This is a genomic window from Bacteroidota bacterium (assembly GCA_019637975.1).
GTDB lineage: Bacteria > Bacteroidota > Ignavibacteria > UBA10030 > UBA6906 > CAADGV01.
In genome coordinates this window covers 95,997-122,541 of sequence record JAHBUR010000005.1, presented here as the reverse complement: position 1 = coordinate 122,541, position 26,545 = coordinate 95,997, and the positions used below count along the sequence as shown (strand labels likewise).

The following is a 26,545-nucleotide window of genomic DNA, read 5'->3' as shown; positions in this document are numbered from 1 at the left end:
GCTCCGCAGAAAATGAAGGTGAGGGACCTATGTGAGCCGACGCCGAAGTCGTGCTACAGGAATCAGCATCGCTTCCCGATATTTTGCAACCGTCCGCCGTGCGATGTTCAAGCCCTGATCGTTCAGGAGTTTTGCCAGTTTATCGTCACTGAGGGGTTTCAGAGGGTCTTCTGCATCGATGAGTTCCCGTAATTTCTTCTTCACTTCTTTGTTGGAAATTTCTTCGCCATCGGTGGTGCTGATGGAGTCGCTGAAAAAATGACGCAGCGAAAATACACCGTAATCCGTCTGCACAAATTTGCTGTTGACGACGCGGCTGATTGTAGAGATATCCATCTGAATGACTTCAGAAATATCCTTGTAGATCATGGGCTTCAGCCCTTCGCCGGTCTCGAAAAACTCCCGCTGTTTTTCCACGATTGTGCGCATCACTTTCAACATTGTTTCGCGCCGCTGGTGAATGGAACTGATGAACCATTTCGCCGCCTCAAATCGCTGCCGGATAAAATCCTTGGCTTCCGTCGGCACGCCGTCTTTCTTTCGCTTCGACATCAAGTTCTTGTACTGCTTGTTGATGCGAAGAGGGGGGATGTTCCTATCGTTCAGGGTGATGACGAAATCGTCATCTGATTGCGTGACGATGAAATCGGGAACAACATAGTTCTCGTGCGCTGTAAACTCGCCTTCTCCGGGTTTCGGGTTGAGATGTTGAATAACGTCAATAACCCGTTTCAAATCATCGAGGGTGATGTTCAGTTTCTTGGCAAGCTCCTCGAAGTGCCGCATGGTGAAGTCTTCGTAAAACTCCTTCAGGACCTGTAGCGTGATCAACTTGAGGTAGTGATCATCCATCTCTTTCATCTCGACCTGAACGATCAGACACTCCTGCAACGTGCGTGCCCCGACGCCGACCGGATCAAGTCGTTGAATTTTGAACAACACACCTTCGGCCTTCTTGAGTTCTATACTGGTCCCGTGTGAAAGGTTCAGGTCTTGAACAATAGAACTCAAATCCCTCCGTAGATACCCGTCTTCATCCAAATTGCCGATTATCTCCGGCCCGACGAGAGCTTCTTCGTCGTCCAATTCGAGCAACGTAAACTGTTCGAGCAGGCGATGGTACAACGGTACGGAATCAGCGAGCGGAATTTCTTCCTTTTCTTCAGCATCGAACGGCTCGGCTGCCTTGTGTCCGGTGTATTCATCTTTGAGATAGTCGTCGAGCGAGTACTCTTCTTCTTTCGTCGCTTTGGCTGCCTCGTCCGCCTTGACAGCCTCTTCAGCGCCTTCCTCGGAAGCGGATTCCATTTTTTCTTGTTCCAACTGATCTTCGGTAACTTCTACTTCGTCCTCGATGCCTTCCTCAAGAAGGGGATTCATCTCCAACTCGGCCTTTATCTTCTGTTCAAGGGCCAATGTCGGAAGCTGCAGCATCTTCAGGTATTGCACCTGCTGAGGCGACAGCTTCATCATCATCTTATGTTGGAGTGAGAGATTCAGCATCGGGTTGACAAAACAGCTATCCTACTTTTTGTTTAGATGTAACAAGCTTGTGATACCACGCTTCTCCGTACTTGCGTACAAGAGGTTCCTTCAGAAAATCGATGAGGGCTACCTCTTCGGTTCTGCCCCGCGAGCGGCCCGGGGCGCATTCTTCTATTTGTTCGTACTTGAGTAGCTTGCCTCCGTCACTGCGAACCCTGATCGGAAACAGGTGGCACGAAACCGGTTTGCGCCAATCAATCTCTCCGTTCAGGAATGCTTTCTCGAAACTGCAACGGGCGATACCTGCATCATAATACACAAAGACACATGCGCGACGTTCTATACACGTAGTTGAGAAATCGCCTTTCGTTCCCTCGTACAGACCCCTCACGTCGATTGTCTGGAGATTCTCCTCGTCGAGGTATTTCTTGACGATGGGATAGGCCTTCTCAATTTCCAGCACTTCTTCGTCCTCCAACGGAGCCCCTCGACCGCCCTCCAACGTACAGCATGCGCCTTTACATTGTCTCAGGTCGCAACAGAAGTCTGTTACAGGAACAGCATCGTCTACCATAACTTCGCCAATTATGAGCATACATCCTTTCCGCTATTGCTGTAACTGCAATCAAAATAGCCAAATTCAAGCAAAGAGAAAAGGGCTTTTAGCTTCTGGCCCTCTTTTTGTGAGCTACGTCAGTACGGGAAACAGCTTACGAAATGCGGACGAACATCTTCCCCGGTTGTTGCCTTACAACACCTTTGAACTCCAAAGAAAGAAGATGAACAAGTGTATCGGAGGTCGGGAATCCTGCGCGTTCGGCGAGGGCGTCAATGTGTATCGGCTGTTCGCCCAGCGCATCGATGAGTTTCTGTTCGAATACGGTGAGTTCGGGTAAGGGGGTGTGTTTTGCGGATGGCGCCTTGCCGATCACAGGTTTGAGCTGCGCCGCCAGAATAGCTATGACGTCTTCAACGGTTTCGACAAGTGATGCCTTTCCCTGTTTGATGAGCAGATGCGTTCCGCACTTTTTCCTATCCTGAATTGCCGCCGGAATTGCAAACACTTCCCGATTCTGATCAAATGTCAGGGAGGCGGTAAGCATAGCGCCGCCTTCGATTCCCGTCTCCACAATGACCGTACCGAGCGAGATGCCGCTGATGATGCGGTTGCGTCTTGGAAAATTGGGAGCGTCAGGCTTTGCGCCCATCAGGAACTCTGAGATCAATGCGCCGGACCGGACGATGCGGTTGGCGAGTTCTTTGTTTTCCGAAGGATAAATGGAATCCACCCCCGATCCGAGAACGGCAATCGTCCTGCCACGTTCCTTGAGGGTTGATGAATGGGCGACGGTATCAATACCTCGGGCAAGTCCGCTTACAGTTGTGATGCCGAGCGATGCGAATCCTTCGGCGAATTTTTGCGCCATCCGAATGCCGTATGGTGTAGCGCTGCGTGTACCGACGAGAGCAACGGAATACTTGTCTTCATCCAGAATTCTACCCCGCACGAAAACAAATGCAGGAGGGTCGAAGATGTTCTTAAGGTTGGCGGGATACTCCTTGTCCCAGAACGTCACGATGCGTGCTTCGGCTTTGTTGAGGCGGGAAAGCTGGTCGTCAACATACCGCTGTGCATGTGCGGCACCCGAATCGCGGAAGAAGTTTACAATGGAGAGAGCCGTCTTCTTCTCAATGCCCTGCACACGTACGAGATCTTTTGCCGGGGCGGTAACGACCCGATGCGAATCATTGAAGTGGGAGAGGAGATTGATCAGCCGGGTCGAGCCGATCCCGGGAATCGTGGAGAGGGTGAGAAGTTCCCGAAGATCGATCCGCATCCCTTTTACTCCGCAACATCCAGTCCGTCAACAACGGCCACGACTATGCTGTGAACCGGCACATCCGTCCGTTTCAGAATTTGCGCTGCCGCCGCGCCTTCTTGCACGACAAGCACGGTGTCCCCGATTCCTGCGTCCACACTGTCAAGGGCAAGAACGTCGCGCCCGATGGCTTTCCCGTCAAGCGAGATCGGCTGGCAAAGCAGAATCTTTTTGTCGTTAAGCTGCTCTTTTTTCTGTGTTGCGACGATTGTGCCTGTGACCTTGCAGAGTGTCATGCTGGTTCCGGTTTGCGAAGTGGGTGCGTGTTGAATACAACTGCAACGAAGATACGAGATTTACCAGGAGGATGAAAGGCTACAAATTCTCCATTTCCTCCCGCAAGTCGGGGCCAAGGTGCCTGGGTTTGCTGAAGTACCACCAATGTCTGGCCGGAATCCAACTCCGTTCCTGTGCGATATGGTCGCCCGGTATCGCTTGCCGCGTTGGCTCGACGAGAGTTCTCATGATCGCATCAATGCGTCCGAGCTTCCTGACAAGTGACTTGTGCGCTGCAGTCGTGGCAAGGGGCTTCACTTCTTCGAGAAGCTGACGCGTGTCCATATCACTCAGATAGTCTTCAAACGTCAAATCATAGCCGTGGGAGATTTCTGTAACGATGGTCTCCCACATTTCAACCAAGCCCTGCAGGCCGCCTTTCACAACATGTTCAGCACATCCTTTGTCCTTCAAATATTCTCGAATTGCGTCCTTCATGGGAATGCCCGTACCTATCTCGTGCTATAGTTATCGGATGTACTCTCTCACAACTTTCGCCGTCGCAATGATTGCACCGATGTGGCGCTGTACGTGTTCGGCGCCGTGGCAGAGCAGGCCGAACCGTGTAGCCGGGATGGCTGCGCGCCCGACCGGACATGTTTCATTAAGAGCGTCGAGGTGTGTTTCGCGTATTTGTTGCAGAGCTGTGTCGATTTGTACCGTTGCCAATGAGAGAAGTTCTTCGACGTTCCGACTCTCGGGCTCCTTCTCTATGCGAAGGGCGGCTTGTTGAGTTTCGCTGAGTTTCCCGCCTCGTGCATAGGTGTACAACCTGTCAAGACTTGCCGCGATGTGTTTGAGATGAAATCCGATCGAAGCAGCTCCACCCGGAGTTGCCCACAGTTGCTCGTTTGTCAGACCACCAACAATGAGGGGAAGATCTTCCCGGGCTTGCAAAAGAGAATGTGCAACCGGTTGAAGAAGTGAATCGATGCCTGCAACCGGGCCACGCAGCCAAGGTTCGAGTTCTGCCATTGTCAGAAGTTGTTATTGCTGTGGATGAGTTGCGCTTGATTCGCGGGCAACGGGGAGCCACACTCTGTAGAACGTACCCTCAGCACCGGCTGATGAGAATGGACTGAGCATGAGCACGATGGCATCGGGACGATCCGGTTTTGCCTTGGCAGTATAACGATTTGCCAGCAATTTGTAAACAGGTTGACCGTCGATGTCAAATGACCCTTGTATAGGTTCGGCAAACTGGGGGAATACTTGAAGATTAGGAGGATTTGCAAGTGTCGACGGCGGATTGAACCTCCCGTCAAGAGCCAGAACTTGCGGGCCACGGATAAGTGTTGCGGAGGCCGGGTTAAGCAGATTTCTCTCGAAATAGGTCGGGATTTTAAGGCGTAGACGAGTGTCCAAAACGCCATTCTCATCTGAAATGAAGCGTGAGTATTGTCCGGATACCGGCGGTCTGTCTTCCAGTTGAGACCATGATGGAATACGGATGTAAACCGCAAAATTTGCAGGGTTTGATGCCTTGGCAACAAGGCGGATATCTCCGTTCGCGGGATACTCTGTCGTTTGAGTGACTGTTACTGATTCACCAGAGCGAAGTGTCATCGTCGCTTTGCCGGTTGAGAAGACATTGACAACGACACCATCTTGCGCAAGCATGTACGCGTACATCGGCAGGGAAGCCCATCCTCTCGGTCCGCTTGAAGAGCAGCAGGTTTGTTTTGGAGAATAGTTTTTTTTCCCTTGCAGATTTGTGAAGTACGACCATGCGGAGCCATCGGACTTTTGAGCCGATGCGAGATGGTTGTAGATGGTCCGTTCCAATTCATCCGCGTAACGAACATCGCCTGTTAGTCTGAGCAGTTGTTGGTTCAGCTGCATCCACGTGACGGTAACACACACTTCACCCAATCCGTCACACGCGTCACCGCATGTGTCATTCTCTTTCAGCCAGAACTCCCCACGGCTTCCGCTGCCGGTCGGCAGAAGTTGATGGTGTTTGATGTTGTTCCATGCGTTCAGGACGGGAAGCAAGTACGTTGAATCTCCCGTCGCGCGATAGAGTTCACTCAATCCAACGAGGCAGGAGAGCATTTCGTATGCCTTGCCGTTGCCCGTGTTGCGAACGGAAGTTCCGTTTGTGAGGGAGCTGATGAGTTTGTTGCCGCCCGATTGTTCCCACTGGTTCGTTATGAAGAGGGCAAATTGGAGATAGCGTTCTTGAGAAGTTGCGCGATAGAGGAGGAGAACAGGTTCCAGAATACTGCCGGATACCATACCGCTGTGCGGTCCTTGTTTGTTGAGGCTCATCCTTCCGCGTGGCCCGAATGTTGAAATCAGGAGATCTCCTATTTTCTTGGCCGCCTTCAGTGCTTCTGCGGATCCGGTGAACTCCGCGTACGTCAGCAATCCGATAAGATTGTACTTGTGAACCCACACATCCCATTTGTATTCATTCCGTCTGCTCCAATGAAAACCGATAGGGTACGTGCCGAGATAACCGTCATCGAGTTGTGTTGAGAGAAGTGTTGCCACGACACGATCCAGTTTCCGACGCAGTTCGGCATTGCGCGTATTAGCCCATGCAAGCGTTGCCGCGTGAATCCACTTGCCGACATGCTCACCCTGCCATGCATAAGCGCCCGGGCGTCGGGTGTAGCACGAGAGCAACGAGTCCTCGTTTTTTGTGAGAAGCCAGTTACTGATATTCGCGTTGTACCTTCTTTCCAGAAATCCGCTGAATTCCACAGTCGAGGGGGGCAGGGGAGTGAAAACATCGGCAACGGGATGTATTGCGGCAGATCGAAAGCGGCTCCCTGTCTGCTCGGTAATTAATGGCGGGTTGGCAAGCCAGGCGGCGAGCCCGGCTGAGAGTGCAGCAAGAACTGCTTTTGCAGGCGCGTTCACGTCAAGATCTGTTGCTTGAACTTCTGAACGACTTCTGCGGCCTTTCCCATAGTTCGCGCCTCGGCAATCACACGCACGATAGGCTCGGTGTTGGATTTACGCAGATGAACCCAGTAGTCGGCATAATCAATGCGCAGGCCATCATTCGTGTCTACGCGTGCATCGACACTGACCGACCGGCGGATTCTTTTCAGTGCATCATCCGGTGAAATCTTGCCCAACTCAATCTTACCTTTTGCTATCTGATATTGAGGCAGGCTCGATTTGAGTTGAGACACTGTTCCACCAAAATCAGCCAGCAATTGCAGAATCAAACCAATCCCAACAATGGCGTCACGTCCCGTATGAACAGCAGGGAGAATGACGCCGCCGCTTCCCTCGCCTCCGATAATCGAACCGATGTTCTTCATGTGTTTGGCGACGTTTATTTCGCCAACTGGCGTGCGGTGGACTCTTGCACCGTACTCTGCGGCGATGTCGTCAACTGCGCGAGTTGTCGAGAGGTTGACGACAACGGACTGTGTGAACGTCCGGCCGGCTTGTTTTTCTTTTTCCAAAACGAATTTTATAGCCGAGGCAATTGTGTATTCCTCGCCAAAGGGCTCTCCGTTTTCTGTAATGAGAACAAGCCGGTCAACATCAGGGTCAACCGCGATACCGATATCGGCCTTCTCCGACTTGACGCGATTGCACAAATCGGTGAGGTTTTCGGGAATCGGTTCCGGCGTGTGTGCAAATACACCGCTGACGTCGCAGTTCATTTCGACGACCTCGCAACCGAGTTCCCGCAGAAAAACGGGTGCTATGATGCCGCCTGCAGAATTGACCGCATCCAGCACAACTTTCAGCCTTCTATTTCTGATCTTCTCGATATCGAGATAGGGGAGAGCAAGCACCGCATCGATGTGTTTCCGAATCCAGGAATCATCGGCTGTATGTGTGCCGATCTTCTCCCACGAAGTGAACGTCGCCTCGTTGTTGTCGGCAGTCTTCCAAACTTCCTTGTTCTCCTCTGCATCAAGAAACAATCCTGTGGAAGCGAAGAACTTCAGTCCGTTCCATTGCATTGGATTGTGGCTTGCCGTCACGGATATTCCGCCGGCCGCTCCCAGTTGTTCTATTGCGAGCGCAACGGTCGGCGTCGGGCAAATGCCTACAGCGCGTACATTCACGCCCGTGGAAAGAAGGGTGGAAGAGACAATGTTTGCGATAATTTTGCCGGTGATTCTGCCGTCCCGTCCCAGCACAACTTCGGGGTTTTTAGGATTGATCCTTTTGCAGTACTCACCAAATGCCGCAGCGTATTTGACAACGACATCGGGCGTAAGACTTTCTCCGACAATCCCGCGGATGCCGGAGATGGAGATCATGAGGGACATGAATGTGAGTCTGGAGTCTGGAATTTGAAATCTGGAATTTGACCGGTTTAAGCCTTCCCAAGGTAGGGAAGTCAGAAAAGAGTTGCAATGACGCAGCGAATGGGTGGAAAAAAGGCGAGGCACACACTTGCGTATGTGCCTCCTGTTGAGTCGTTGATATTGCGATGGTTACTTCATGAGCAACATTTTTCGGACGCTGCTGAACGTGCTGCCATCCGACCCCTTGGCGGCAATTCTGTAGAAGTATAAGCCACTGGCAAGACTCGATGCTTCGAATTGAACCTCATACGTTCCGGGATTCACCGTTCCGTTCATCAATTCCATGAGTTGCTGACCAAGAGTGTTGAACACTGCAAGGCTCAAATTCCCCTCGACAGGAACAGCGAATCTGATAATCGTCGAGGGGTTGAACGGATTCGGATAATTCTGCTCAAGGGCGTATTCCTTCGGGATATCGAATCCCCAGTTGATGTTGTGATTTCCGCTGCTCCCCTTGTACAGAATTGATCCATCAGGCACGATTCCAGCGGGGATCTTGTCGCCATCGTTCACCTTCATTGCGAGTTGGCGGGCGAGGTTATCGTCATTCGAGGTGCTGTTGGTGACGAGTTGGGACACGTACGTCAGTACATCGCCAGCTGTTTTGTTGTCTCTGGTGACGATGGTGTTTTGCCCGATCTTCAGCGAGACGAAGTTCATTACAAGGGCGGCCAATTGCTTGATGGCCTTCTTTCGCATCGGGTGATTGCTGCGCATTGTGAAGAGATCTTCCCAATTGTCCTTGTCAGTCAGGCTTGCAAATATCGGGAAGTGCGGCGTATAATATTGATGCACGGCGGCAATGTAGCCGTTCAGTTTTTCAAGGCTTTCCTGCCAATTATGCCTGCGACACCTGTGTGTTTCGAACTGATGCTTCCAATAGGAGAAGTCCCTCGCCCTGTTGCAGAGAACAACATTTGTGAGAACGAAATCCACAGTTCTTGTCTCTGCGGGCATGAGAGCTATGTTCTGATAGTTCGGATCAATGGCATACCCGAGCGGTTTGACAATGAGTACCTGGTAGTTGTCGGGATTAACGGTGTTGAAACAGTAGTAGCCCGCAGTATTGGTGTAGAGCCAGTCCACTAATTCGCCATTGCCATCGCGTAACTCGACTTTTACATTCTCCAGCGGAACAGTACCTGCCTTCACTGTACCGCAAATGGTTCCGGGTAGACCTGTAAATGTTGCTTTAACGGTAGCGTTGCCTGAGGTCAATGTTACGGTTGTGCTCGACTGGGATGCATCAGCCAAAGTTGCCGTACCCGTTTCGACAATCCACCCGTTGAACGTATAACCTGCTACAGGGGTTACCGTTATCGGTGTCGGGACGCCGTGTTCTACGGCTGTTGGCAGGGCAGCGGGTGCTGTGATGGAACCGCCCGGCGCTGAAATAACAGTCAACTGATACGTGTCAAGGGCGAAGTTCGCTGTCACGTCAATGTTTGCCGTGACATTCGCATCCGTTCGCGATGCAGTCAGCACGCCATCGCTCCAACTGACGAAGTGATATCCTTGATCGGGTACTGCCGTTATCTGTGTCCCGTTTCCGCCTGAGGCTACAGTCTGTGGGGTCGTGCCTGCGAGCGTGCCGCCTGGACCAGCTGTATACGTAAGAGTGTATGATGTGACGGCGCCACCCCATGGAATTACCTTGACCTGCCCGGCAACAACCGTTACCGCCTCAGGCGATCCGCCAGCGGGAATAGGATTGTACTGCATGGAATATGTTCCTGGAAGCATCTCAACTGATGAACCGGGAGTCGGCCAAAGATACTGCCAACCTCCAATCAATGAAGATCTGATTGTGCCTGCATAGTCATTGTCCCGCCGCACCAAGCCGGTCTGGAACACTATTGGCATTGGCTGGCTCTCTAGAGTCAGGCTTGTATGGTTCACCGTTGCCTTGAATTTGTACAAATCGGGTAGAAACAACTGAAGCATGTATTTTCCATCAACGCCAGTGTAGCCATGATCATACCAGTAACCACCACCTTGACTAACAAGTGCACCTGAGATTGGATTGCCCAGATGATCAATCACTTGAACGAAAGTCTCGCTGGTTTGGAAATTGTAGCTGGGATTCGTCTGTATGTTCTGAGTGAGCTGCCGACTCCCTTGGTTGTACGCAATCTTAATCTTCACATTGGTATAATTCGCATCAAGCCCCAGAGAAACGCAACCGTCGATACCAGTGGTTCCAAAAGAAAACCATGTTCCGCCTGGGGCGTATTCTACCACCGCACCCTGCAATCCAGTGATTCCGTCACTTGCTTTGAGGCAAACAGTAACAGGAATCGTCTGAGAAAATGCAGTTCCCATCGCGATTATCAGCACGAGTATGGCACCAATCGTCGCGACAACATACTTGTTTTTGTTCATGGTTGTACTCCCCTCTCTAAGTTTGATGGAGTTGTTGTTGTTTCTAAATCCTTGCAACTATTTGAGCAAGGCACTTGACGGGTACAGCCTGTTTTAGATGAAGGTGAAGCCAAAAGTCATGCCGTACTGCCAATGCTGAAAGACCAGCGTATTTACAGGTCTTTCATGTTCAAAGATCTCCAAAAGAAACAGTAGTTACCCCTCTGAGAACCAGAGTTTCCCCCAACTCACGATCCGCAGTTTCTTCTCTGTGGCCGCAGATTTCTGGGGTATCAGCAAAACAGTCGAGGGCACTCCCTCAGACGAATCTGTTGGAGTGCCCTCTGCGTCTTCGACGACCCAAACGAAACCGCCTGTCTCCCAAACAGTCTGGGCCTTCAGGTCTTACTTCATCAGCAACATTTTTTGGACGCTGCTGAATTCCTTGCCGTCAGCTCCTCGGGCAGCGATTCTGTAGATATAGAGCCCGCTCGCAAGGTTGCTTGCGTCAAACGTGACATCGTGATAGCCAGCGCTCACGGTTCCGTTCATTAACTCTCCCACCTTCTGACCCAGCGTGTTGTACACAACAAGGCTAACAGTTGCGTCAACAGGAAGGGCGACACGAATCGTCGTGGATGGGTTAAAAGGATTCGGGAAGTTCTGCGAGAGGCCAAACGTAGTCGGTGTTTGCTGTTCGGGAACAGGCTCTTTTGGCAGTGTGTACGTTCCCGCCGGAATTGTGAGTATCTGCCCCGCAACAATTGTGAAGTTGGTTTGCGGAGTGCCATCATTGAACTTGAATGCGCGGGTACCGGGCATCTGCTCCATTGGATTCGTAAATGTGGACCACCCGCAGCCCTGATATTGCGTCGCGGTGGGACCAATAACCTCACCAGTCTGGAAGTAGAAATTCTGGATTCCAGCGCTTACGCTCACAACAGGGTTCAGTGTTTGTGCATTGCAATTGTAGTTCATCCTGAATGTGTAGGCACCGGATCGAGGGAATAGCTGAACATCCCTATATCCCAAAGCATTAAGATTGCCCCACGTGACCCAATGACCGCCACCTTGGTCAAGAACACCGAGTTGATCAGTGATCGCCGCGTTGGCATGGTCATGGAGCCAAACACGAAGAATTTGAGTAACCCACTTATAGTTAGAGGCGTTCAACTGTGCCAACGTCTGTTCCTGTGAACCCTGATTGACCGTCATTTCAATCTTGGTAAATCCAGGGGGTATGTCAGCCAGCAAGATTCCGTTGGCATTCGTTTCACCCGGAAGCGTGGAGCCCCACGTGCCACCATACGCCGGTCTCGCTTTGCCGCCGGCAACACCGTTACCATTCTCATCGACAACGGTGAGAAATGCCTTGTTCATTTCGCAGCTACTAATGCTAATTCCGCTTACCTGTGTGCTGCCGAATCTGAACCCGTATGTACCGGGAAGAAGTTCAATCGGCATCGCTATAGTAGGCCATCCGCCAACTTGGATTTTTATTGTCCCGCCATAGTAGAAATTCACAGTGGTTGTCGTGAAGTTGATAGGATTGACGCCAGCGACAATTGGGACCGAGTTTAGGGTTTGGCTCCCGTAGTTGTAGCTCATCCTCACCTTGATATTTCCGGGGAATGTGTAGAATGACACTGTACCTGTGCCGTTCGTTGTGCCATGGGTGTACCAGTGGCCGCCGCCTTGTTCCACGACGCCACCTGCCAAAGGCGCAGCGGGATTGCACGTAGCCAGGCTAACGTTCACCTTGGCAGCTTGGAAAACAGAGTTGACAGTTACATCTTGTTCCAGTGAAGTCTGATTCAGAGTCAGCGTGATCTTCTTGTCCCAGTTGGTGCAACCTGCGTCGATCGCGTAGAAGAACTTGCCGTTGGCATCGGTCTTGAACGCGGTCTCAGGACCCCAAGTGCCGCCGCAACGATACTTGTACTTCAGAATGCGTGTCTCTCCCGGATACTCAGGAGGGAAATTGCCGAGTGGATTGCCTGCTTCATCTACCAATTTCAGGTACCCACCTGTGAGGTTGCAGCCATCAATGTTCATCGTGACGGTTGGACTTCCTGAACCATCAAATTTGAAATCAGCCCACGCAATGTTGCCGTACCTATTGCTTGTACCCCCCATTACCTCCTTGGGACTTGTAAATGGTTTCCATCCGTTATTGTACCAGAGGATATTGCTGCCGAAGAGCGAGACTTTTGTTGTCTTGAAAACAACAACTGGATCAACAGAAACATCCTGCGTGTGGATCTGGCTTGTGCGACCATCATATTTCACTTGGAAATCGTAGTTGCCCTGGCCGGGGCCGAGACCCGTGTAAGGAAGAAGGTCGACGATGACAGGAGTATTGCCCAAGCTCGTAAATCCACCTTTGTAATAGAAGGCCTCACCCGTCAGTGAAGCGCCTGCACAGGTCTTTAGATCAATGGTTACGGCAACCATCTGTGCTGTGAGTGTCGGATTGGTTCCCGGATCAACTAGAAGCCATATTCTGTTTCCTCCGGAGGGAGGCTCGAGGTGAATTGTCGTGGTGCCGGCAATGTCTGTAATGTAGGCACTAAAATCACCATTGGCATCAGTATAACCGAGAAGCTGCTTTCCACCCTTGAAATACGACACCTTGGCATTGGCAACGCCGGCAATTCCATCGCTCGCTTTGAGTTGTACCGTAACCGTACCAACACCCGCGAGGGCGTCGCTATTGCTGCACAAAAGCAAACAGACGAAAAGAAAAACAATACACAAAGAAACGATTCTCATTGTTGTGTCTCCTGAATTGTGAATGAGCTGTTGAGTCTCTCTCTCGTTTGGGAGACGGGGGACTTCAACTGAAGTGTTGGGTTTCCGTTTCATACAAAGTGCGTCAATACCCCCTTTCTGATTGTTGAACAAATTAGTATGCGACCTCTAGATATTTCCTCTGCGAATCTTCGGGAGTTATGTAAGCTCAGAATCTCTCCCGTTTCTTACCAACCGTGTTCCGCACGCCGGACAGTATCGGGCCGTTGGATAGATTATTGGCTCCCGACATTGGCTGCAATCCTCAAGCAACTTAACACCACAAACAATACAGAAGACCTGCTGCGCCGAAAACTCGGAAAAATTGGCGCAGTGCGGACAGAGTTTGTATCGGGTTCGTACAACAACATCCCGACCTTGATTGGCTGCGTTCTGAATCACTCCTCTTCTCTTGGGGAAAGAGACACTCAACATCTGGATTCAGGTTAGCTTTCGCCAACGACGTGCCAGCGATTACCCGGCGAAATTGATACCTTTTTGAAGCTTATTATGGATAGGTTGGAGTGAGGAAGAAACTCAGGTTACTTTTTCGTAAACAAGCGTTTCTCGAAGGAATGGTACAAACGGTATGAGCAGAAAGTCAATGTCTATCCAGAGTCAATGTTTTGAGTGCCTTGCGAAGTCCTTGCGGTGTCATTCCGGCTGCTTTCGCGGCAAGTGAAATGTTATTTCCGACATGCTCCATCAGAACGGAAAAATATGCCCGTTTGAATTGTGTCTCAGCCTGAGAGTACTTGGTGAAATTCGCAAACTTTGTCCCGAGACAAACGCGACAGGTTTCACCTGCTTCGGCACTTTCGACCGAGAACGGAAGATTAGATATGTTCAGCATGTTGTTGCTTGACTTTGCAAGAATCTGTTTCACGCAATTCTCAATCTCGCGCACATTGCCGGGCCACCGATAGTGCCGCAGAGCATCAAGAAGTTCGTCGGCAATGGAAAAGGGCAGCGCAGTTGTCAGAGGCGTGTACTTGCCCAGGAAGTACCTGAAGAGAGGCTCGATATCGTCGACCCGTTCGCGAAGCGGCGGGATCATGATCGTAACGCCGCTGATTCGGTAGTAGAAATCCTCACGAACATGTCCTCTTTCCACCTCATCTTCCAAACGTTTGTTCGTGGCAAACACCAACCGGACATCGAGAGGTATTTCCGGCTTTCTCGAATCCTGTCCGACCCGCGTGATGGTTTTGTACTGTAGAAAATGAAGAAGCTTCAACTGCAACAATTCAGTGAGTGTTGAAATCTCCGGAATGTACAATGTTCCCTGGTTGGCGGCTTCCAGTTTTCCGATTTTCATACTGTCGGCTCCGGAGAACGCCCCCTTTTCGTGACCGAACAACTCGGATTCGATCAACGTCTCGCTCAACGAGCGCATGGGAAGCGTAATAAAGGGCTTTGCCGCACGGCTGCTGCGACGGTGAAGTTCGAACGCCAGTAAGTCCTTGCCAACTCCGGTTTCTCCGCACAGTAGCACATCAAAATTCTGCTCTGCAAGTCGGGTGATTTCAAAATGGATTTTCTTCATGGCATCACTTGCGAACACAAAGCGATCGTGCTTTTCGGCAGCGTTTGTGTGAAGGAGCTGCAGATGCATTTCCGACTCCCGGAATCGGAGGGCGCCGGCAATTTTTTCGAAGAGGAGTTCGGGATTGAGTCCTTTGAGTGTGAAATCGTAGGCTCCGCTTCGCATCGCGGTAATAGCCTGATCGAGGTTGCCCTGTTCGCACAGAACAATCACAGGAAGATGGGGATCGAATTCTTTCTTGATGCGGGTGATGAGGTTCACATCTCCGGTCAGGAACGAGATTTCGATCAGCACTACATCGATTTTGCGTGTTGTGAGGGCTTCGAGTGCCGGGTTAATGCTGTCTGCGCAGATGACGGAAAAATGCGTTCCCCAATAGGAAGCTGCACGTTCCTGAAACGATTTGTCGCGGTCGACAAGAAGCAGGGTATCCATATTCCCTCCCGAAAGTTGTTTCCGCAGAGGTATGCGGAGCGTTTACACCGGCGTCCGGAATAGGAATATGCCGGCAGATAGTCAAAGCATAGTAGCACTTTTATTGTTCTGCATTCAATTTGCTTCTGTTTCTTGGATATCGTCCCAGTTGCAATGAATTGCAGAATTTGTCGCGCAGTAAGCACACAGCTATGAACTACTATGCCTTTCTGCACAACTCGCGGCCGTTTTCGATCGAGTTCCTGGTTCTCGATTGAATCGTGCCGGAATTACCGTGCTGTAGCCGGACGCCCTGATAGATCCTGCTGAAGCGGTAAGTCTAATTATCGATGATATGAGAATGAACTTGAACCGGATGAATGAGGTAGGTAAACGTTCAGCCGAAATATACGCTTGTCGTTTTCAAAAGTCAAAAGAGAATCCCACGAAATGAAGTTCGAGAATTCTTTCGTGATTTTCTTCAGATATCTCCGGGGTGCCGCGGGATCTGCTTGCTTGAAACTCGCACGGTTTTTAGTTAGGTTTTCTTTGTTCAGAGCGGCTTCTTCCGGGAAAAACGGGACTAAAGGCCATGTTATCGCAGGAAGAGAAGCAGGAGTTATTGGCTGTTGCGCGCAAGGCCATTACATGCGCGTTGAAGCGGCAGGAGTTTCATTTTCCCGCTTCAACAACCGGGGGTCTGGAACAATCTGCCGGAGCATTTGTGACAATCCGGATTGACCACAAATTGCGCGGGTGCATCGGCCAGATCGAATCGGAAAAACCGGTCGTTGAAGTTGTAGCGGAAGTTGCCGTAAAAGCGGCTCTTGACGATCCCCGTTTTCCTCCAATGACACTAGCGGAAGTGGAAGAGGCGACTCTCGAGGTGTCGGTTCTCTCTCCGCTCCACCGCATCACCGGGTCCGAGGAGATTGAACTCGGCATGCACGGATTGGTAGTTGCCTTGGGCAAACAACGCGGGTTGCTTCTTCCCCAGGTGGCGGCAGAATATGCTCTCGACCGCGAGACTTTCCTCAAAGCAGCGATGCAAAAAGCCGGACTTCCACCGTACGCCTGGCGATTTCCGGAGGTGGAACTTTTTGTTTTTGAAGCAGAGATTGCTCAGGAAGCCGATGTGCTTCATTAGGAGTTGGACATGAGCACAGCGCGCACAGCACGCTTTCCCGTCGTTGCCGGGATGTTCTATCCTGCCGACCCTGCGGAATTGGCTGAAGAAATTGACAGCTTGTTCGAACAAGCGGAGAGGAGAAGCGTTGCCGGCAGAATTCGCGGTATCATTGCGCCGCATGCCGGATACGTATATTCGGGTTTGACGGCTGCGTGTGCATACGCAATGCTTCGGGGTGAGGCGTACGACACCGTTGTTGTAGTCTCGCCCAGTCATCGGGAGTTTTTCAGAGGTGTCTCCGTGTATTCAGGTGATCTGTACGTGACGCCGCTCGGTGCGGTTGAAGTGAACACAGCCCTGCGCGAGCGGTTGCTTGATGCGAATGCCACTATTTATGCTTCGGAGGACGGGCACCGGAGTGAACACGCGCTGGAAGTGCAGCTTCCGTTCCTGCAAAAGGCGCTGCAATCGTTCAAAGTGTTGCCGGTTGTTGCCGGAGATCAGGCGGCGGAATGCTGTTTTGATCTCGGCGCAGCCCTCGCTGCTGCAGTCCGCGGCGAAAATGCGTTGTTTGTGGCCAGCACGGATTTGTCCCACTTCCATGCATCCGGTACTGCAAGACATCTTGATGATGTCATGATCAGGGACATTGAGCATTTCGATTATGAACAACTGATGCGCGATCTGGAATCGCGGCGGACTGAAGCGTGCGGCGGCGGACCAACTGTTGCGGTACTCTCCGCGCTCGACCGTCTCGGCGTGAAGAATATTGAAGTGCTGCACTACGCGACCTCCGGCGATACGACCGGGGATTACAGCAGTGTTGTCGGGTATGTATCCGCAGTAGTCTATGAAAGCCCTGCGCCCGATGTCCCGGCATAGACGTACCACCAACCGAATGAAAGGTCTCAGGGAGTGAATATTGCAATTGTCGGCGCCGGCAAAGTCGGTTCGGTGCTGGGGAAGATTCTGACTGCGAGCGGGGATAAGATCGTTGCGGTCGTGTCGCGCAGCAACCGTTCGGCAGTGAAGACGGGAAAATACGTGAGGTGCCGGAACGTCTCGACATCTCTGGCGGCCATTCCTCCGCGAACGAATCTGGTGATGATAACAACACCGCACAGGGTTGTTGAAGAAGTCGCGCACAAACTCGCGGCGGTTGCGCATCTCGATTTCAAGAAACTCTCCGTGTGTCATGCCTCGGGCATTCAGAACGCCGATGTGCTTGAGCCGCTTGCTGCAAAAGGCGCCACAGTCTTCTCCTTTCATCCCTTGCAGACATTCCCGCGTGACTTTGAGCCGAAGGATATTCTGCCGACAGTACGCGGAATTTACTACGGGGTTGACGGCAATGCCGCGGCAATGCGGAAAGCGAAACTGCTCGCGTCGAAGCTGAAAGGCAAAACCATCTACATCAAGCCTGAAATGCGGACATTCTATCACGCGGCCTGCGTCGTTGCTTCAAACCACGTGACAACATTGTTGTGGATTCTCGAGCAGATGTTTGCAGCTCTTAAGACGAATGAGAAGAAATTCTATCCCGTCTTCGAACCGATCATCATGGCGGCATTGCACAATGCTGCGCGAACATCTCCCGCACAATCATTGAGCGGGCCGATTGCCCGCGGCGGAGTCGAAACGGTGTCGCATCACTTCGAAGCACTGCAACAGTTCGCGTCGAATCTTGTTCCGTACTACGGTTCGATGTCGGCGGAAACAACGAGGCTTGCCGAGATGAAGGGCTCCATTGACCACGAACAGGCAAGAATGATGTACAATCTGATTTTCTCCAATATGAGGATCTGACTTCGTGAAAGCATTGATTGCAAGCGGCGGACGCGGCACCCGGCTTCGTCCGATTACGCATACACAAAACAAGCATCTTATTCCCATTGCCAACAAGCCGATACTGTATTACTCGATTGAGGCGGCGGCTGATGCGGGTATCAAGGAAATCGCCATTGTGCACAACGCCGACAGTCTTGAAGTGCCGGACTACGTCGGCGACGGATCAAAATGGGGTGTGAAGATCACCTACATTCCGCAGGAGGTTCCGGGCGGACTCGCGCAAGTCGTTATGCTGGCCGAGAAGTTCGCGGGAAATGACAAGTTCATTTTCTATCTCGGCGACAATATGGTTGTCGGAGGAATCAAGCGGTTCATTGACGAGTTCGAACAGAGCGGCTGCAATTGCTTTCTGACGCTGTCGAAAGTCAAAGACCCCGAGCGGTTCGGCGTTCCCGAAATCAAGAACGGGCAGATTATCGGCGTCGAAGAGAAACCCTCCCACCCGAAGAGTCAGTACGCCGTTGCAGGAATCTATCTCTACGACCACCATATTTTCGAGGCGGTCAAAGCGCTGAAACCGAGTTCCCGCGGCGAGCTTGAAATCTCCGACGCCCATCAATATCTTATCGACAAGAAATTCAAAGTCGGTTACACGGAAATCACAGGTTGGTGGAAAGACACAGGAAAACCCGTTGATTTGTTGGAAGCAAACCGGCTGATACTCGATTCGATTGCGCCGCGCATCGACGGAGAAGTTGATGCCCAGTCCGATGTCGCGGGGAAAGTCGTCATCGAAGGCGGAGCCCGCATTCTCAACAGCAAGATACGCGGGCCGGTCATTATCGGCAAGAATTGCATCATCGAAAACAGCTACATCGGGCCGTTTGCCTCGATCGGCGACCGGACTGTTGTTCGGAACAGCGAAGTCGAGTACAGCATTGTGTTGCGAGACTGCAAGATTGTTGATGTAGGATTGCGGCTTGAGGGAAGCATTCTCGGCAACGACGTCGAGATTGTTGAAGCGACGGGAAAGCCGCGAGTTCACAGATTCATGATTGGCGATCAGAGCAGGGTGGAAGTGGCGTAGTAACTTGGCAATCAGTAATCAGCAATCAGTAATCAGCAATCAGTAATCAGTAATCAGTAATCAGTAATCAGTAATCAGTAATCAGTAATCAGTAACCAGATCGATAGAGAAATGAACCTTCAGACCTTACTTTTCGAGACGAACGAGAGAATCGCCACCGTCACCATCAACCGTCCCGACAAACTGAATGCGCTGAATGCGCAAGCAAAGTCGGAGTTGCGGGAAGTGTTCTCACAAATCAAAACAGACAGCAGTGTGGATGTTGTGATTCTGACGGGAGCGGGCGAGAAAGCGTTCGTTGCCGGTACGGACATCAAGGAGTTGACGGTGTTGAATTCGGAAACGGGCAAGGAATTCTCCGCCAAGGGACAGGAAGTATTTGATTTGATCGAGAACCTCGGTAAGCCCGTGATTGCAGCCGTCAACGGCTACGCACTGGGCGGAGGTTGCGAGCTTGCGCTTGCGTGTCACATACGTATCGCCTCGGAAAATGCGAAGTTCGGTCAACCGGAAGTAAACCTCGGGGTCATTCCAGGTTACGGCGGCACGCAACGGCTTGCCCGTTTAATTGGACGAGGCCGGGCGATGGAACTCATCCTCACCGGAAATCAAATGGATGCACAAGAAGCGCTGCGCGTCGGGCTTGTCAACAAAATCGTGCCGCAAGCCGATTTGATGAGTGCTGCATTGACGATGGCAGAGTTGATTGCAAGTAAAGGACAAATCGCCATCAGGATGGCGCTCAAGGCAGTGAACATGACGCAAGAAACGATGCTCAACGACGGGCAGAAGCTTGAAGCGTCGCTGTTCGGTGTGTGTTGTGACAGCGAGGACTTCAAGGAAGGAACGGCGGCTTTCCTTGAAAAAAGAAAGCCCGTCTTCAAGAAAAAATGAGTCGGCAGAATTTCAAACAATCGAGGCGGACTCTCCTGCTTTCCTTTGGTGGCGTGCTGGTAATTTCCGTTACGGCCGGGATTATGTTCTTTCACACTGCGAATCGGGAGGGGCCGGCGGTTACATCGATACCCGATCTGCAAACAGCAGTGCGGCAGTCGCTTGCCGGGCATAACATCGACCTCAAATCCGTGCGAATCCGACGGGTTGGAAGCAACAACGGGACATTCTCGCGGACAGAGATGCGTGTTGCCGTTCCGTCAACTTTCAGCACGTTGAATTTCAATTACGATCTGAGTCGTGCGGTTGTTCCGTTCGGGGCAACGGTTGTTGCTACGGAAAGATCGGAAGATAAATCCGTCACGATGCACATCAAGAAGGACGGAGTGATTCACCAGAGTATTGTATTCACGATAAAGCAAGAAACACAGTAGCAACCTGAGGTTGAAAGGAGAAACAGTCATCAGTACGGAACAGAAGCCGCAGAAACCGGCACCATCCAATACGGCCGGTATCATGGATAAAATCGTCTCGCTTGCGAAGCGGCGGGGCTTTGTATTTCAATCAAGCGAAATCTATGGCGGCCTCAACGGCTGCTGGGATTACGGTCCGTTGGGCGTCGAGTTGCTGCGCAACATCAAGGATGCGTGGTGGCAATCCATGACGTACCGCGAAGACATCGAAGGCATTGATGCCGCTATTCTGATGCATCCTCGCGTATGGGAAGCATCGGGGCACGTTGCCAACTTCACCGACCCAATGGTGGATTGCAAGGAATGCAAAGCTCGTTTCCGCGCCGACCAGGTGGAAGAGGCGATGTGCGGCAGCCCCGCGTATAAAGGGCGAAAAGCTGCAAAGTGTCAGGCGGAAGGGAAGTTCACCGAAGCCCGTCAATTCAATCTCATGTTCAAGACCTTTGTCGGTCCGGTGGAAGACGAAGGCGCCGTCGTCTACCTTCGCCCCGAAACAGCGCAAGGGATCTTTGTCAACTTTCTGAACGTTGCCTCCGGTTCTCGGCAGAAGCCGCCGTTCGGCATTGCGCAAATCGGCAAGGCGTTTCGCAACGAAATCAACACGAAGAACTTTCTCTTCCGCACACGGGAATTCGAGCAGATGGAGATGCAGTTTTTCGTCAAGCCCGGAACCGATGTTGAGTGGTTTGAGAAGTGGCGGGCCGAACGGATGCAATGGTTTGTCGATCTCGGAATGACGAACGCGAAGCTGCAATGGCATCAACATGAACCTGACAAGCTCGCTCACTACGCAAAAGACGCGTACGACATTGAATATCAATTCCCGTTCGGTTGGGGCGAGATAGAAGGAATTCACAACCGATCCGATTTCGATCTCTCTCAACACGAAAAGTACTCGGGCAAATCGATGCAGTATTTCGATCAGGAATCGAAAGAGAAGTTCACTCCCTATATTATCGAAACCTCGGCCGGGGCAAGTCGTTCCTTCATGGCGTTTCTGATTGATGCGTACAACGAAGAGGAGGCGCCGACAGCCGACGGCAAAACCGAGGTACGGACCGTGTTGAGGTTCAATCCCCGCCTCGCGCCAACGAAAGCTGCCGTGTTCCCGCTTGTCAATCGTGACGGTATGCCCGAAATTGCGCGCAAACTCGAAGCGGAGCTGCGCCCGCATATGCGTGTGTTCTACGATGACAGCGGCGCAGTAGGCCGGCGCTACCGGCGGCAAGATGAAGTCGGGACCCCCTTCTGCATTACGGTTGACTCCGAAACGCTTGCCAATCAAACTGTCACCGTCCGTGAGCGTGATTCAATGAAGCAAGAAAGAGTTGCAATTTCTCAAGTCCGGAATTATCTTAGTAGCGGTATCAGCCTGTAGATCGCATAGACAATCAGAAAAACAGGGAGGCATTATGCAAACATCGTGGAAATCGGTAATAGCGGTACTGGTCGTTGCAGCGATCGTCATGTCGGGATGCAGCGCCAGCAAAACGGTTAAGGGCGGGGTAATTGGCGCTGCTGCCGGCGGTGCTGTGGGAGCAGTAATCGGCAAGGCGGCAGGTAACACGGCGCTGGGTGCAATTATAGGCGCTGCTGTTGGCGGTACCGCCGGAGCGTTGATTGGACGGTATATGGACAAACAAGCCGAAGAAATCCAGAAGGATATCGAGGGGGCAAAGGTCGAACGTGTGGGTGAAGGAATAAAAATCACATTCGATTCAGGAATTCTGTTTGAAACAGGTAAGTCAACGTTGCAGCCCGTAGCACAATCCAATATCGCAAAGCTCGCGGTGATATTGAACAAGTACGAAGATACGAACGTTCTCATCGAGGGACATACGGATTCTGACGGCTCGGAAGAATTCAACCAAAAGCTGAGCGAGGCACGGGCAAACTCAGTTGCAGGTTATACCAAAGGTCAGGGTGTTGTAGGTACACGGATTACCACCGTGGGCTATGGCGAATTGCAGCCGATTGCAGGTAACGAAACAGCCGACGGGAAAAGGCAAAACCGTCGCGTGGAAATTGCCATCTTTGCCAATGACGATCTGAAAGAAGCTGCGGAAAAGAACCAGCTTCGTTACTGAGGCGCATAACGTACAAGCAAAAGCCGGCCTCCTCCGGCTGAAGGGTGGGAGCTCATGCCCACCCTTTTTGTGTACAAGGGATGATACGCATGAATGTGAAGAACATCTTCAAAAACCAATTCGATGAGCTTCGGGCAGGTTGGCAAATTGCCCTCTTTCTGATCGTGTTGGCGGCCGTAACGGCGGCCGTGACACTTCCTCTCATTCTTTTCTTGAGAATCCAGGACACCTTTGCCCTTGCGGCGGCATCCCTCGTCGCAACGGTGATTACGACATTTCTCGTCACGAAATTTGTCAATCGCAAACCGCTGACTGCCGTTGGACTTGCAATCAACGCACAGACGATGCGTGAACTCGGCATCGGATGCCTTATCGGCTGGTTGATGATGACGGCCATCTTCGGCATCCAGTACCTGTCGGGATATGTCAAGGTGGTTGCCGTTGAGGTGACGTGGACTGAAGGACTTACGATGTTCGGAATATCCATCGTCTTTTTTGCGGTCGCTGCAATGTTCGAAGAAGTCTTATTCCGCGGTTATCTGTTTCAAACCCTCGTGCGCGGCATACGGTTCATTCCGGCCGCTGTACTTGTTGGCGTACTGTTTGGTTTTGCCCACATCAGGAACCCCAACGCCGGTGCATTTGGAGTCATTAATACAGTCCTGGTTTCATTTGTTTTCTGTCTTGCCTGCTGGCGCACACGGGGATTGTGGCTGCCGTTCGGCATTCACTTTGCGTGGAACTTCTCTCAAACAACACTCTTCGGTTACCCGACGAGCGGCATGCATTTCACGTCGTACGAGCTTACAAAACTCACACAGTTCGGGCCTGAGTGGATGACAGGCGGAGCGTACGGTCCCGAAGGCGGCGCCCTGGCAACGTTGGTGATTCTGCTGTGCGGTGTCTATCTGGTTCTGTCACGAAGTCTGCATCCGTTTGAAGGCATAGTCACACTCGAGCGCAAGGACGAAAATCTGACTGTTGATTTTCTGGAGAGGAGAAAAGCGGCGTGATCCGTTTGTACCGGTTGGCAGTTTTGTGTCTGTTTGTTTCCGCCCCGCTTGCGGCGCAAAGTGACGAGGATTTCGACGCAAGAACATTGAAGGGAATCGAATACGTTTACAATCTTGAATTCGAGAATGCCGACAACGAATTCAACGAACTTGTCAGGATGCGCCCGAATCATCCGGCGGGATATTTCTTCCGTGCGATGGTGACGTGGTGGAGAATCCTTATTGACATGGAAAACGAGCAGTATGACGACCGGTTCTACGACGAACTCTCGACTGTCGTCGAACTCTGCGACAAGATGCTCGACAAAAATGAGAATGACGTTACGGCCCTCTTCTTCAAAGGTGGCGCAATCGGATTCCGCGGACGGTTGAAGGCCCACCGCAGTTCTTGGTTCGACGCAGCAAATGCCGGGCGGAGAGCCTTACCGATTGTGCAGGAGGCGTCATCCCTCGATCCGAACAACTACGACATCCTGCTCGGCTCGGGAATTTATAACTACTATGCCGAAGTCATTCCCAACGAATACCCCTTTGTGAAACCCCTGTTGCTGTTCGTTCCGCGGGGCGACAAAGAAAAAGGCATCCGGCAGATCAGGGCTGCCGCGGAAAAAGGAAAGTATGCAAGCATAGAGTCTTCTTACTTCCTGATGCAATTGTATTACCAGTTTGAGAAGGATTATCCGCAGGCGTTGGAGTTGGCGATGAAACTCCATGCCCGTTTTCCCAATAATATGCTGTTCCACAAATACCTTGGCCGATGTTACGTTGTGACGGCAAACTGGGAGAAAGTGAAGGAGGTATTCGGTGTTATCGCACAACGATGTCAAGAAAAGCAGCGCGGATACGGCGCAAGCACGGAACGCGAAGCGGAATACTACCTCGGAATGTATGAACTGACGGTCGGGAATCCGGAGGCCGGGCTGAAACACTTCTATCGTTGTGATGAGTTGAGCAGAAAACTCGACGTCGACGGGCCTTCCGGCTTCATGGTGCTGGCCAACCTCAAGGCAGGCAACATTCACGATGTGTTGTCGAAACGTGATCTTGCAATGCTCCAATACCGCAAGGTATTGGAAATGAAAGAGTATCGTGACTCGCACAGCCAGGCACGTCAGTTCATCAAATCTCCCTACATGAAATAATCCCGATGGCTCTTACAATCATCATCTACGGACTCATTGCCGCGCTTGCTGAAATTCTCGGCGGGGCGTTGGTTGTTCTTCGCAAAGAATGGCCCAAAAAAATCCAGGAATACCTGCTTGCCCTGAGCGCCGGTTTCATTCTCGCCCTTGTGTTCATGGAGTTGATTCCCGAGGGGATTCACGCCGTGGGTTTCGAGGCTCCTCTGTACATGTTGGCGGGGTATTCGGTGCTGCACTTCTTTGAACATACAATTGTCGGTCACCTGCATTTCGGCGAGGAAACGCATCGCGATGTGATGGTGTCGAAGATTGCGAGCATGTCGACGTTTGCGGGACTTTTCATTCACGCGTTCTTCGACGGGTTTGCGATTTCGGCAGGCATGCAGTTTGATTTCTCTCTCGGACTTCTCATCTTCATAGCAGTTCTTCTTCACAAGATTCCGGAGGGATTGACGATTGCTTCGGTGATGCTGGCCGCGGAACACCGGAGGCGAACCGCGTTTCTCGCATCGGCGGCGATCGGGGTTGCAACAATGCTGGGCATCGTCAGTGTGTTCTTCCTGGCGAGCGTGAATGAAGAAATTGTGGGAAAGGCTTTTGCCTTCTCGGCAGGAATTGCAACCTACGTCGGTGCAAGCGATCTGATTCCGGAAATCAATCATTCCAAAAATCGGATAATTCCCGTACTTGTGTTTGGCGGGATGGCGCTCTTCTATGTGGGCCAGATGCTGGTGTCTGCCTATTTTCATCACGCTCATTGAACCACGAACGCAAAAAAATAGCCGTCGCTCTTGATGAGCAACGGCTGTCCGTTGTCCTGACTGTTGGAAGTTAGAAAATCGCCCCTATGGTAATACGATGCAAAGCGCCGATTGAGCCGAGCGACGAAAGTGCGTAATCCACTTTGTATTCCTTGACAGTAATTCCAATTCCTCCCGAAAATCCTGCAAGTCCTGCGGAAGCTCCGGTCTTCAATTCCTGTCGTTGTTCATTGCTGTAGCCTACCCGCGCCTGTAATACGCGGCTTAACGTGAACTCCCCGCCGATGGAAAACGCTTTGAACCTGTCGCCGAACGTTTCTGCTTCTTCATTCAGCTTGTGAAAATTCAGATTCAGAAGGAGGGGAATCCCTTTCGGCACGACAGATGCGCCGACTACAAAATCAACAGGCAGATTCTCTTTCGTGGAGAGATATGAGGTCAACTGTGTTCCCAGGTTTCTAAGGCTTGCGCCGAGCGTAACGCGGCTTTCGGGTATGGTATACAGAATCCCGAGATCGGCGGCAAGTCCCGTTGACTTCACACCCGCAATGGATGAGTAGATGAACTTTGCATTCGCTCCCCAGTAGAGATTCTCGTCTATCGTATTGGAATATCCGAAGCTGAATGCGAGATCGCTTGCGCTGAACGTATTTCCTGTTTTGTTACCGAAGTCATCCGTCTCATCGAACGATCCATAATTAACATACAACACACCGACGCCGAAATGCCCGACGTCGGAAATAGGCTGTGAGTATGTTGCATATCCTGAATTGATATCAAGCAGATGTTTGAAGAACCCGAGCGAGCCCATTGGCTCCTCCAGCGTGCCCAGTCCGGCCGGATTGTAGAAAATCGTTGCGGGATCATTGGTGATGGTGACGAAGCTGCCCGCCAGCGCGCCGGCGCGTGCCCCGACATCTGTTCTGAGAAAATCGTACGTCGAATTGCTGCCGCTTATTGCAAGAGTGAGTGGAAACGATGCGAGGACTACTGCCAGCGCAAACAACCGTGTGTGTTTCATCGGGAATCTCCTTCACAAGTGAACTGCGTGCTTCCAATCTATCAATTCAATATCGAAATATCAAGGAAATCGGCCGGGGAAAGTCGGTTTGCGTCTCTCCGACGTTTTGTGT

23 protein-coding genes are annotated in these 26,545 nt (G+C 51.6%); 11 read left to right on the top strand and 12 right to left on the bottom strand.

Features of this window, described 5'->3' with window-relative positions:
* Positions 1–27: 27 nt before the first annotated feature.
* From rpoN to KF749_03980, 11 genes are all read right to left on the bottom strand, one after another.
* Positions 28–1,503: an RNA polymerase factor sigma-54 gene (rpoN, locus tag KF749_04030; protein MBX2990322.1), complete on the bottom strand. Its 1,476-nt coding sequence runs from the start codon at positions 1,501–1,503 to the stop codon at positions 28–30.
* A 16-nt stretch (positions 1,504–1,519) separates the two neighbouring features.
* Positions 1,520–2,080: a DUF3109 family protein gene (locus tag KF749_04025; GenBank protein MBX2990321.1), complete on the bottom strand. Its 561-nt coding sequence runs from the start codon at positions 2,078–2,080 to the stop codon at positions 1,520–1,522.
* Positions 2,081–2,195: 115 nt separating this feature from the next.
* Positions 2,196–3,323: a DNA-processing protein DprA gene (dprA, locus tag KF749_04020; GenBank protein ID MBX2990320.1), complete on the bottom strand. Its 1,128-nt coding sequence runs from the start codon at positions 3,321–3,323 to the stop codon at positions 2,196–2,198.
* A 5-nt stretch (positions 3,324–3,328) separates the two neighbouring features.
* Positions 3,329–3,601, bottom strand: a complete 273-nt coding sequence (locus tag KF749_04015) for a EutN/CcmL family microcompartment protein (GenBank protein ID MBX2990319.1) — start codon at positions 3,599–3,601, stop codon at positions 3,329–3,331.
* 79 nt (positions 3,602–3,680) lie between these two features.
* A complete protein-coding gene (locus tag KF749_04010) occupies positions 3,681–4,079 on the bottom strand; it encodes a hypothetical protein (protein MBX2990318.1) in 399 nt (132 codons plus the stop codon).
* A 30-nt stretch (positions 4,080–4,109) separates the two neighbouring features.
* A complete protein-coding gene (locus KF749_04005) occupies positions 4,110–4,616 on the bottom strand; it encodes a DinB family protein (GenBank protein MBX2990317.1) in 507 nt (168 codons plus the stop codon).
* Positions 4,617–4,628: 12 nt separating this feature from the next.
* On the bottom strand, positions 4,629–6,509 hold the full coding sequence (locus KF749_04000; GenBank protein ID MBX2990316.1) for a glycoside hydrolase family 127 protein: 1,881 nt from the start codon (positions 6,507–6,509) through the stop codon (positions 4,629–4,631).
* Positions 6,506–7,888 carry a phosphoglucosamine mutase gene (gene glmM / locus KF749_03995; protein MBX2990315.1) on the bottom strand — a complete coding sequence of 461 codons (1,383 nt, stop codon included), beginning with the start codon at positions 7,886–7,888 and terminating at the stop codon, positions 6,506–6,508. The genes KF749_04000 and glmM overlap by 4 nt, the downstream gene beginning before the upstream one ends.
* A 168-nt stretch (positions 7,889–8,056) precedes the next feature.
* Positions 8,057–10,309, bottom strand: a complete 2,253-nt coding sequence (locus tag KF749_03990) for a T9SS type A sorting domain-containing protein (GenBank protein MBX2990314.1) — start codon at positions 10,307–10,309, stop codon at positions 8,057–8,059.
* Positions 10,310–10,693: 384 nt separating this feature from the next.
* On the bottom strand, positions 10,694–12,424 hold the full coding sequence (locus KF749_03985; GenBank protein ID MBX2990313.1) for a T9SS type A sorting domain-containing protein: 1,731 nt from the start codon (positions 12,422–12,424) through the stop codon (positions 10,694–10,696).
* A gap of 1,255 nt (positions 12,425–13,679) precedes the next feature.
* Entirely contained in the window at positions 13,680–15,059 is a 1,380-nt protein-coding gene (locus KF749_03980) for a sigma-54-dependent Fis family transcriptional regulator (protein MBX2990312.1), read from the bottom strand.
* A gap of 571 nt (positions 15,060–15,630) precedes the next feature.
* On the opposite strand from KF749_03980, the gene amrA reads away from it, so the two are divergent.
* From amrA to KF749_03925, 11 genes are all read left to right on the top strand, one after another.
* Entirely contained in the window at positions 15,631–16,185 is a 555-nt protein-coding gene (gene amrA / locus KF749_03975) for an AmmeMemoRadiSam system protein A (protein MBX2990311.1), read from the top strand.
* A 9-nt stretch (positions 16,186–16,194) separates the two neighbouring features.
* Entirely contained in the window at positions 16,195–17,049 is an 855-nt protein-coding gene (gene amrB / locus KF749_03970; protein MBX2990310.1) for an AmmeMemoRadiSam system protein B, read from the top strand.
* Between the two features lie 33 nt (positions 17,050–17,082).
* Positions 17,083–17,973 (top strand): DUF2520 domain-containing protein, encoded by an 891-nt coding sequence (locus KF749_03965; protein ID MBX2990309.1) that lies wholly within the window; start codon positions 17,083–17,085, stop codon positions 17,971–17,973.
* A 4-nt stretch (positions 17,974–17,977) separates the two neighbouring features.
* Positions 17,978–19,042, top strand: coding sequence for a glucose-1-phosphate thymidylyltransferase (locus KF749_03960; protein MBX2990308.1), 1,065 nt, complete (start codon positions 17,978–17,980; stop codon positions 19,040–19,042).
* Positions 19,043–19,153: 111 nt separating this feature from the next.
* Entirely contained in the window at positions 19,154–19,936 is a 783-nt protein-coding gene (locus tag KF749_03955; GenBank protein ID MBX2990307.1) for an enoyl-CoA hydratase/isomerase family protein, read from the top strand.
* Positions 19,933–20,370 carry a hypothetical protein gene (locus KF749_03950; protein MBX2990306.1) on the top strand — a complete coding sequence of 146 codons (438 nt, stop codon included), beginning with the start codon at positions 19,933–19,935 and terminating at the stop codon, positions 20,368–20,370. Before KF749_03955 ends, KF749_03950 begins: the two co-directional genes overlap by 4 nt.
* A gap of 82 nt (positions 20,371–20,452) precedes the next feature.
* Positions 20,453–21,787, top strand: coding sequence for a glycine--tRNA ligase (locus KF749_03945; protein ID MBX2990305.1), 1,335 nt, complete (start codon positions 20,453–20,455; stop codon positions 21,785–21,787).
* 34 nt (positions 21,788–21,821) lie between these two features.
* A complete protein-coding gene (locus tag KF749_03940) occupies positions 21,822–22,496 on the top strand; it encodes an OmpA family protein (protein ID MBX2990304.1) in 675 nt (224 codons plus the stop codon).
* Between the two features lie 80 nt (positions 22,497–22,576).
* Complete coding sequence (locus tag KF749_03935) at positions 22,577–23,509, top strand: CPBP family intramembrane metalloprotease (GenBank protein ID MBX2990303.1); 933 nt, start codon at positions 22,577–22,579, stop codon at positions 23,507–23,509.
* Complete coding sequence (locus KF749_03930; protein MBX2990302.1) at positions 23,506–24,651, top strand: hypothetical protein; 1,146 nt, start codon at positions 23,506–23,508, stop codon at positions 24,649–24,651. The genes KF749_03935 and KF749_03930 overlap by 4 nt, the downstream gene beginning before the upstream one ends.
* A 5-nt stretch (positions 24,652–24,656) precedes the next feature.
* The gene (locus KF749_03925) at positions 24,657–25,412 is read left to right on the top strand and encodes a ZIP family metal transporter (protein MBX2990301.1); all 756 of its coding nucleotides are present in this window, start codon (positions 24,657–24,659) and stop codon (positions 25,410–25,412) included.
* 70 nt (positions 25,413–25,482) lie between these two features.
* Here KF749_03925 and porQ read toward each other — a convergent pair whose 3' ends face one another.
* Positions 25,483–26,433, bottom strand: a complete 951-nt coding sequence (gene porQ / locus KF749_03920; GenBank protein MBX2990300.1) for a type IX secretion system protein PorQ — start codon at positions 26,431–26,433, stop codon at positions 25,483–25,485.
* Positions 26,434–26,545: the final 112 nt, after the last annotated feature.

Coding starts and splice junctions, on each gene's coding strand:
- rpoN (MBX2990322.1), bottom strand. CDS start 1,503: ATGCTGAATCTCTCACTCCAACATAAGATGATGATGAAGCTGTCGCCT.
- KF749_04025 (MBX2990321.1), bottom strand. CDS start 2,080: ATGCTCATAATTGGCGAAGTTATGGTAGACGATGCTGTTCCTGTAACA.
- dprA (MBX2990320.1), bottom strand. CDS start 3,323: ATGCGGATCGATCTTCGGGAACTTCTCACCCTCTCCACGATTCCCGGG.
- KF749_04015 (MBX2990319.1), bottom strand. CDS start 3,601: ATGACACTCTGCAAGGTCACAGGCACAATCGTCGCAACACAGAAAAAA.
- KF749_04010 (MBX2990318.1), bottom strand. CDS start 4,079: ATGAAGGACGCAATTCGAGAATATTTGAAGGACAAAGGATGTGCTGAA.
- KF749_04005 (MBX2990317.1), bottom strand. CDS start 4,616: ATGGCAGAACTCGAACCTTGGCTGCGTGGCCCGGTTGCAGGCATCGAT.
- glmM (MBX2990315.1), bottom strand. CDS start 7,888: ATGTCCCTCATGATCTCCATCTCCGGCATCCGCGGGATTGTCGGAGAA.
- KF749_03990 (MBX2990314.1), bottom strand. CDS start 10,309: ATGAACAAAAACAAGTATGTTGTCGCGACGATTGGTGCCATACTCGTG.
- KF749_03985 (MBX2990313.1), bottom strand. CDS start 12,424: ATGGGGGGTACAAGCAATAGGTACGGCAACATTGCGTGGGCTGATTTC.
- KF749_03980 (MBX2990312.1), bottom strand. CDS start 15,059: ATGGATACCCTGCTTCTTGTCGACCGCGACAAATCGTTTCAGGAACGT.
- amrA (MBX2990311.1), top strand. CDS start 15,631: ATGTTATCGCAGGAAGAGAAGCAGGAGTTATTGGCTGTTGCGCGCAAG.
- amrB (MBX2990310.1), top strand. CDS start 16,195: ATGAGCACAGCGCGCACAGCACGCTTTCCCGTCGTTGCCGGGATGTTC.
- KF749_03955 (MBX2990307.1), top strand. CDS start 19,154: ATGAACCTTCAGACCTTACTTTTCGAGACGAACGAGAGAATCGCCACC.
- KF749_03950 (MBX2990306.1), top strand. CDS start 19,933: ATGAGTCGGCAGAATTTCAAACAATCGAGGCGGACTCTCCTGCTTTCC.
- KF749_03945 (MBX2990305.1), top strand. CDS start 20,453: ATGGATAAAATCGTCTCGCTTGCGAAGCGGCGGGGCTTTGTATTTCAA.
- KF749_03940 (MBX2990304.1), top strand. CDS start 21,822: ATGCAAACATCGTGGAAATCGGTAATAGCGGTACTGGTCGTTGCAGCG.
- KF749_03935 (MBX2990303.1), top strand. CDS start 22,577: ATGATACGCATGAATGTGAAGAACATCTTCAAAAACCAATTCGATGAG.
- KF749_03925 (MBX2990301.1), top strand. CDS start 24,657: ATGGCTCTTACAATCATCATCTACGGACTCATTGCCGCGCTTGCTGAA.
- porQ (MBX2990300.1), bottom strand. CDS start 26,433: ATGAAACACACACGGTTGTTTGCGCTGGCAGTAGTCCTCGCATCGTTT.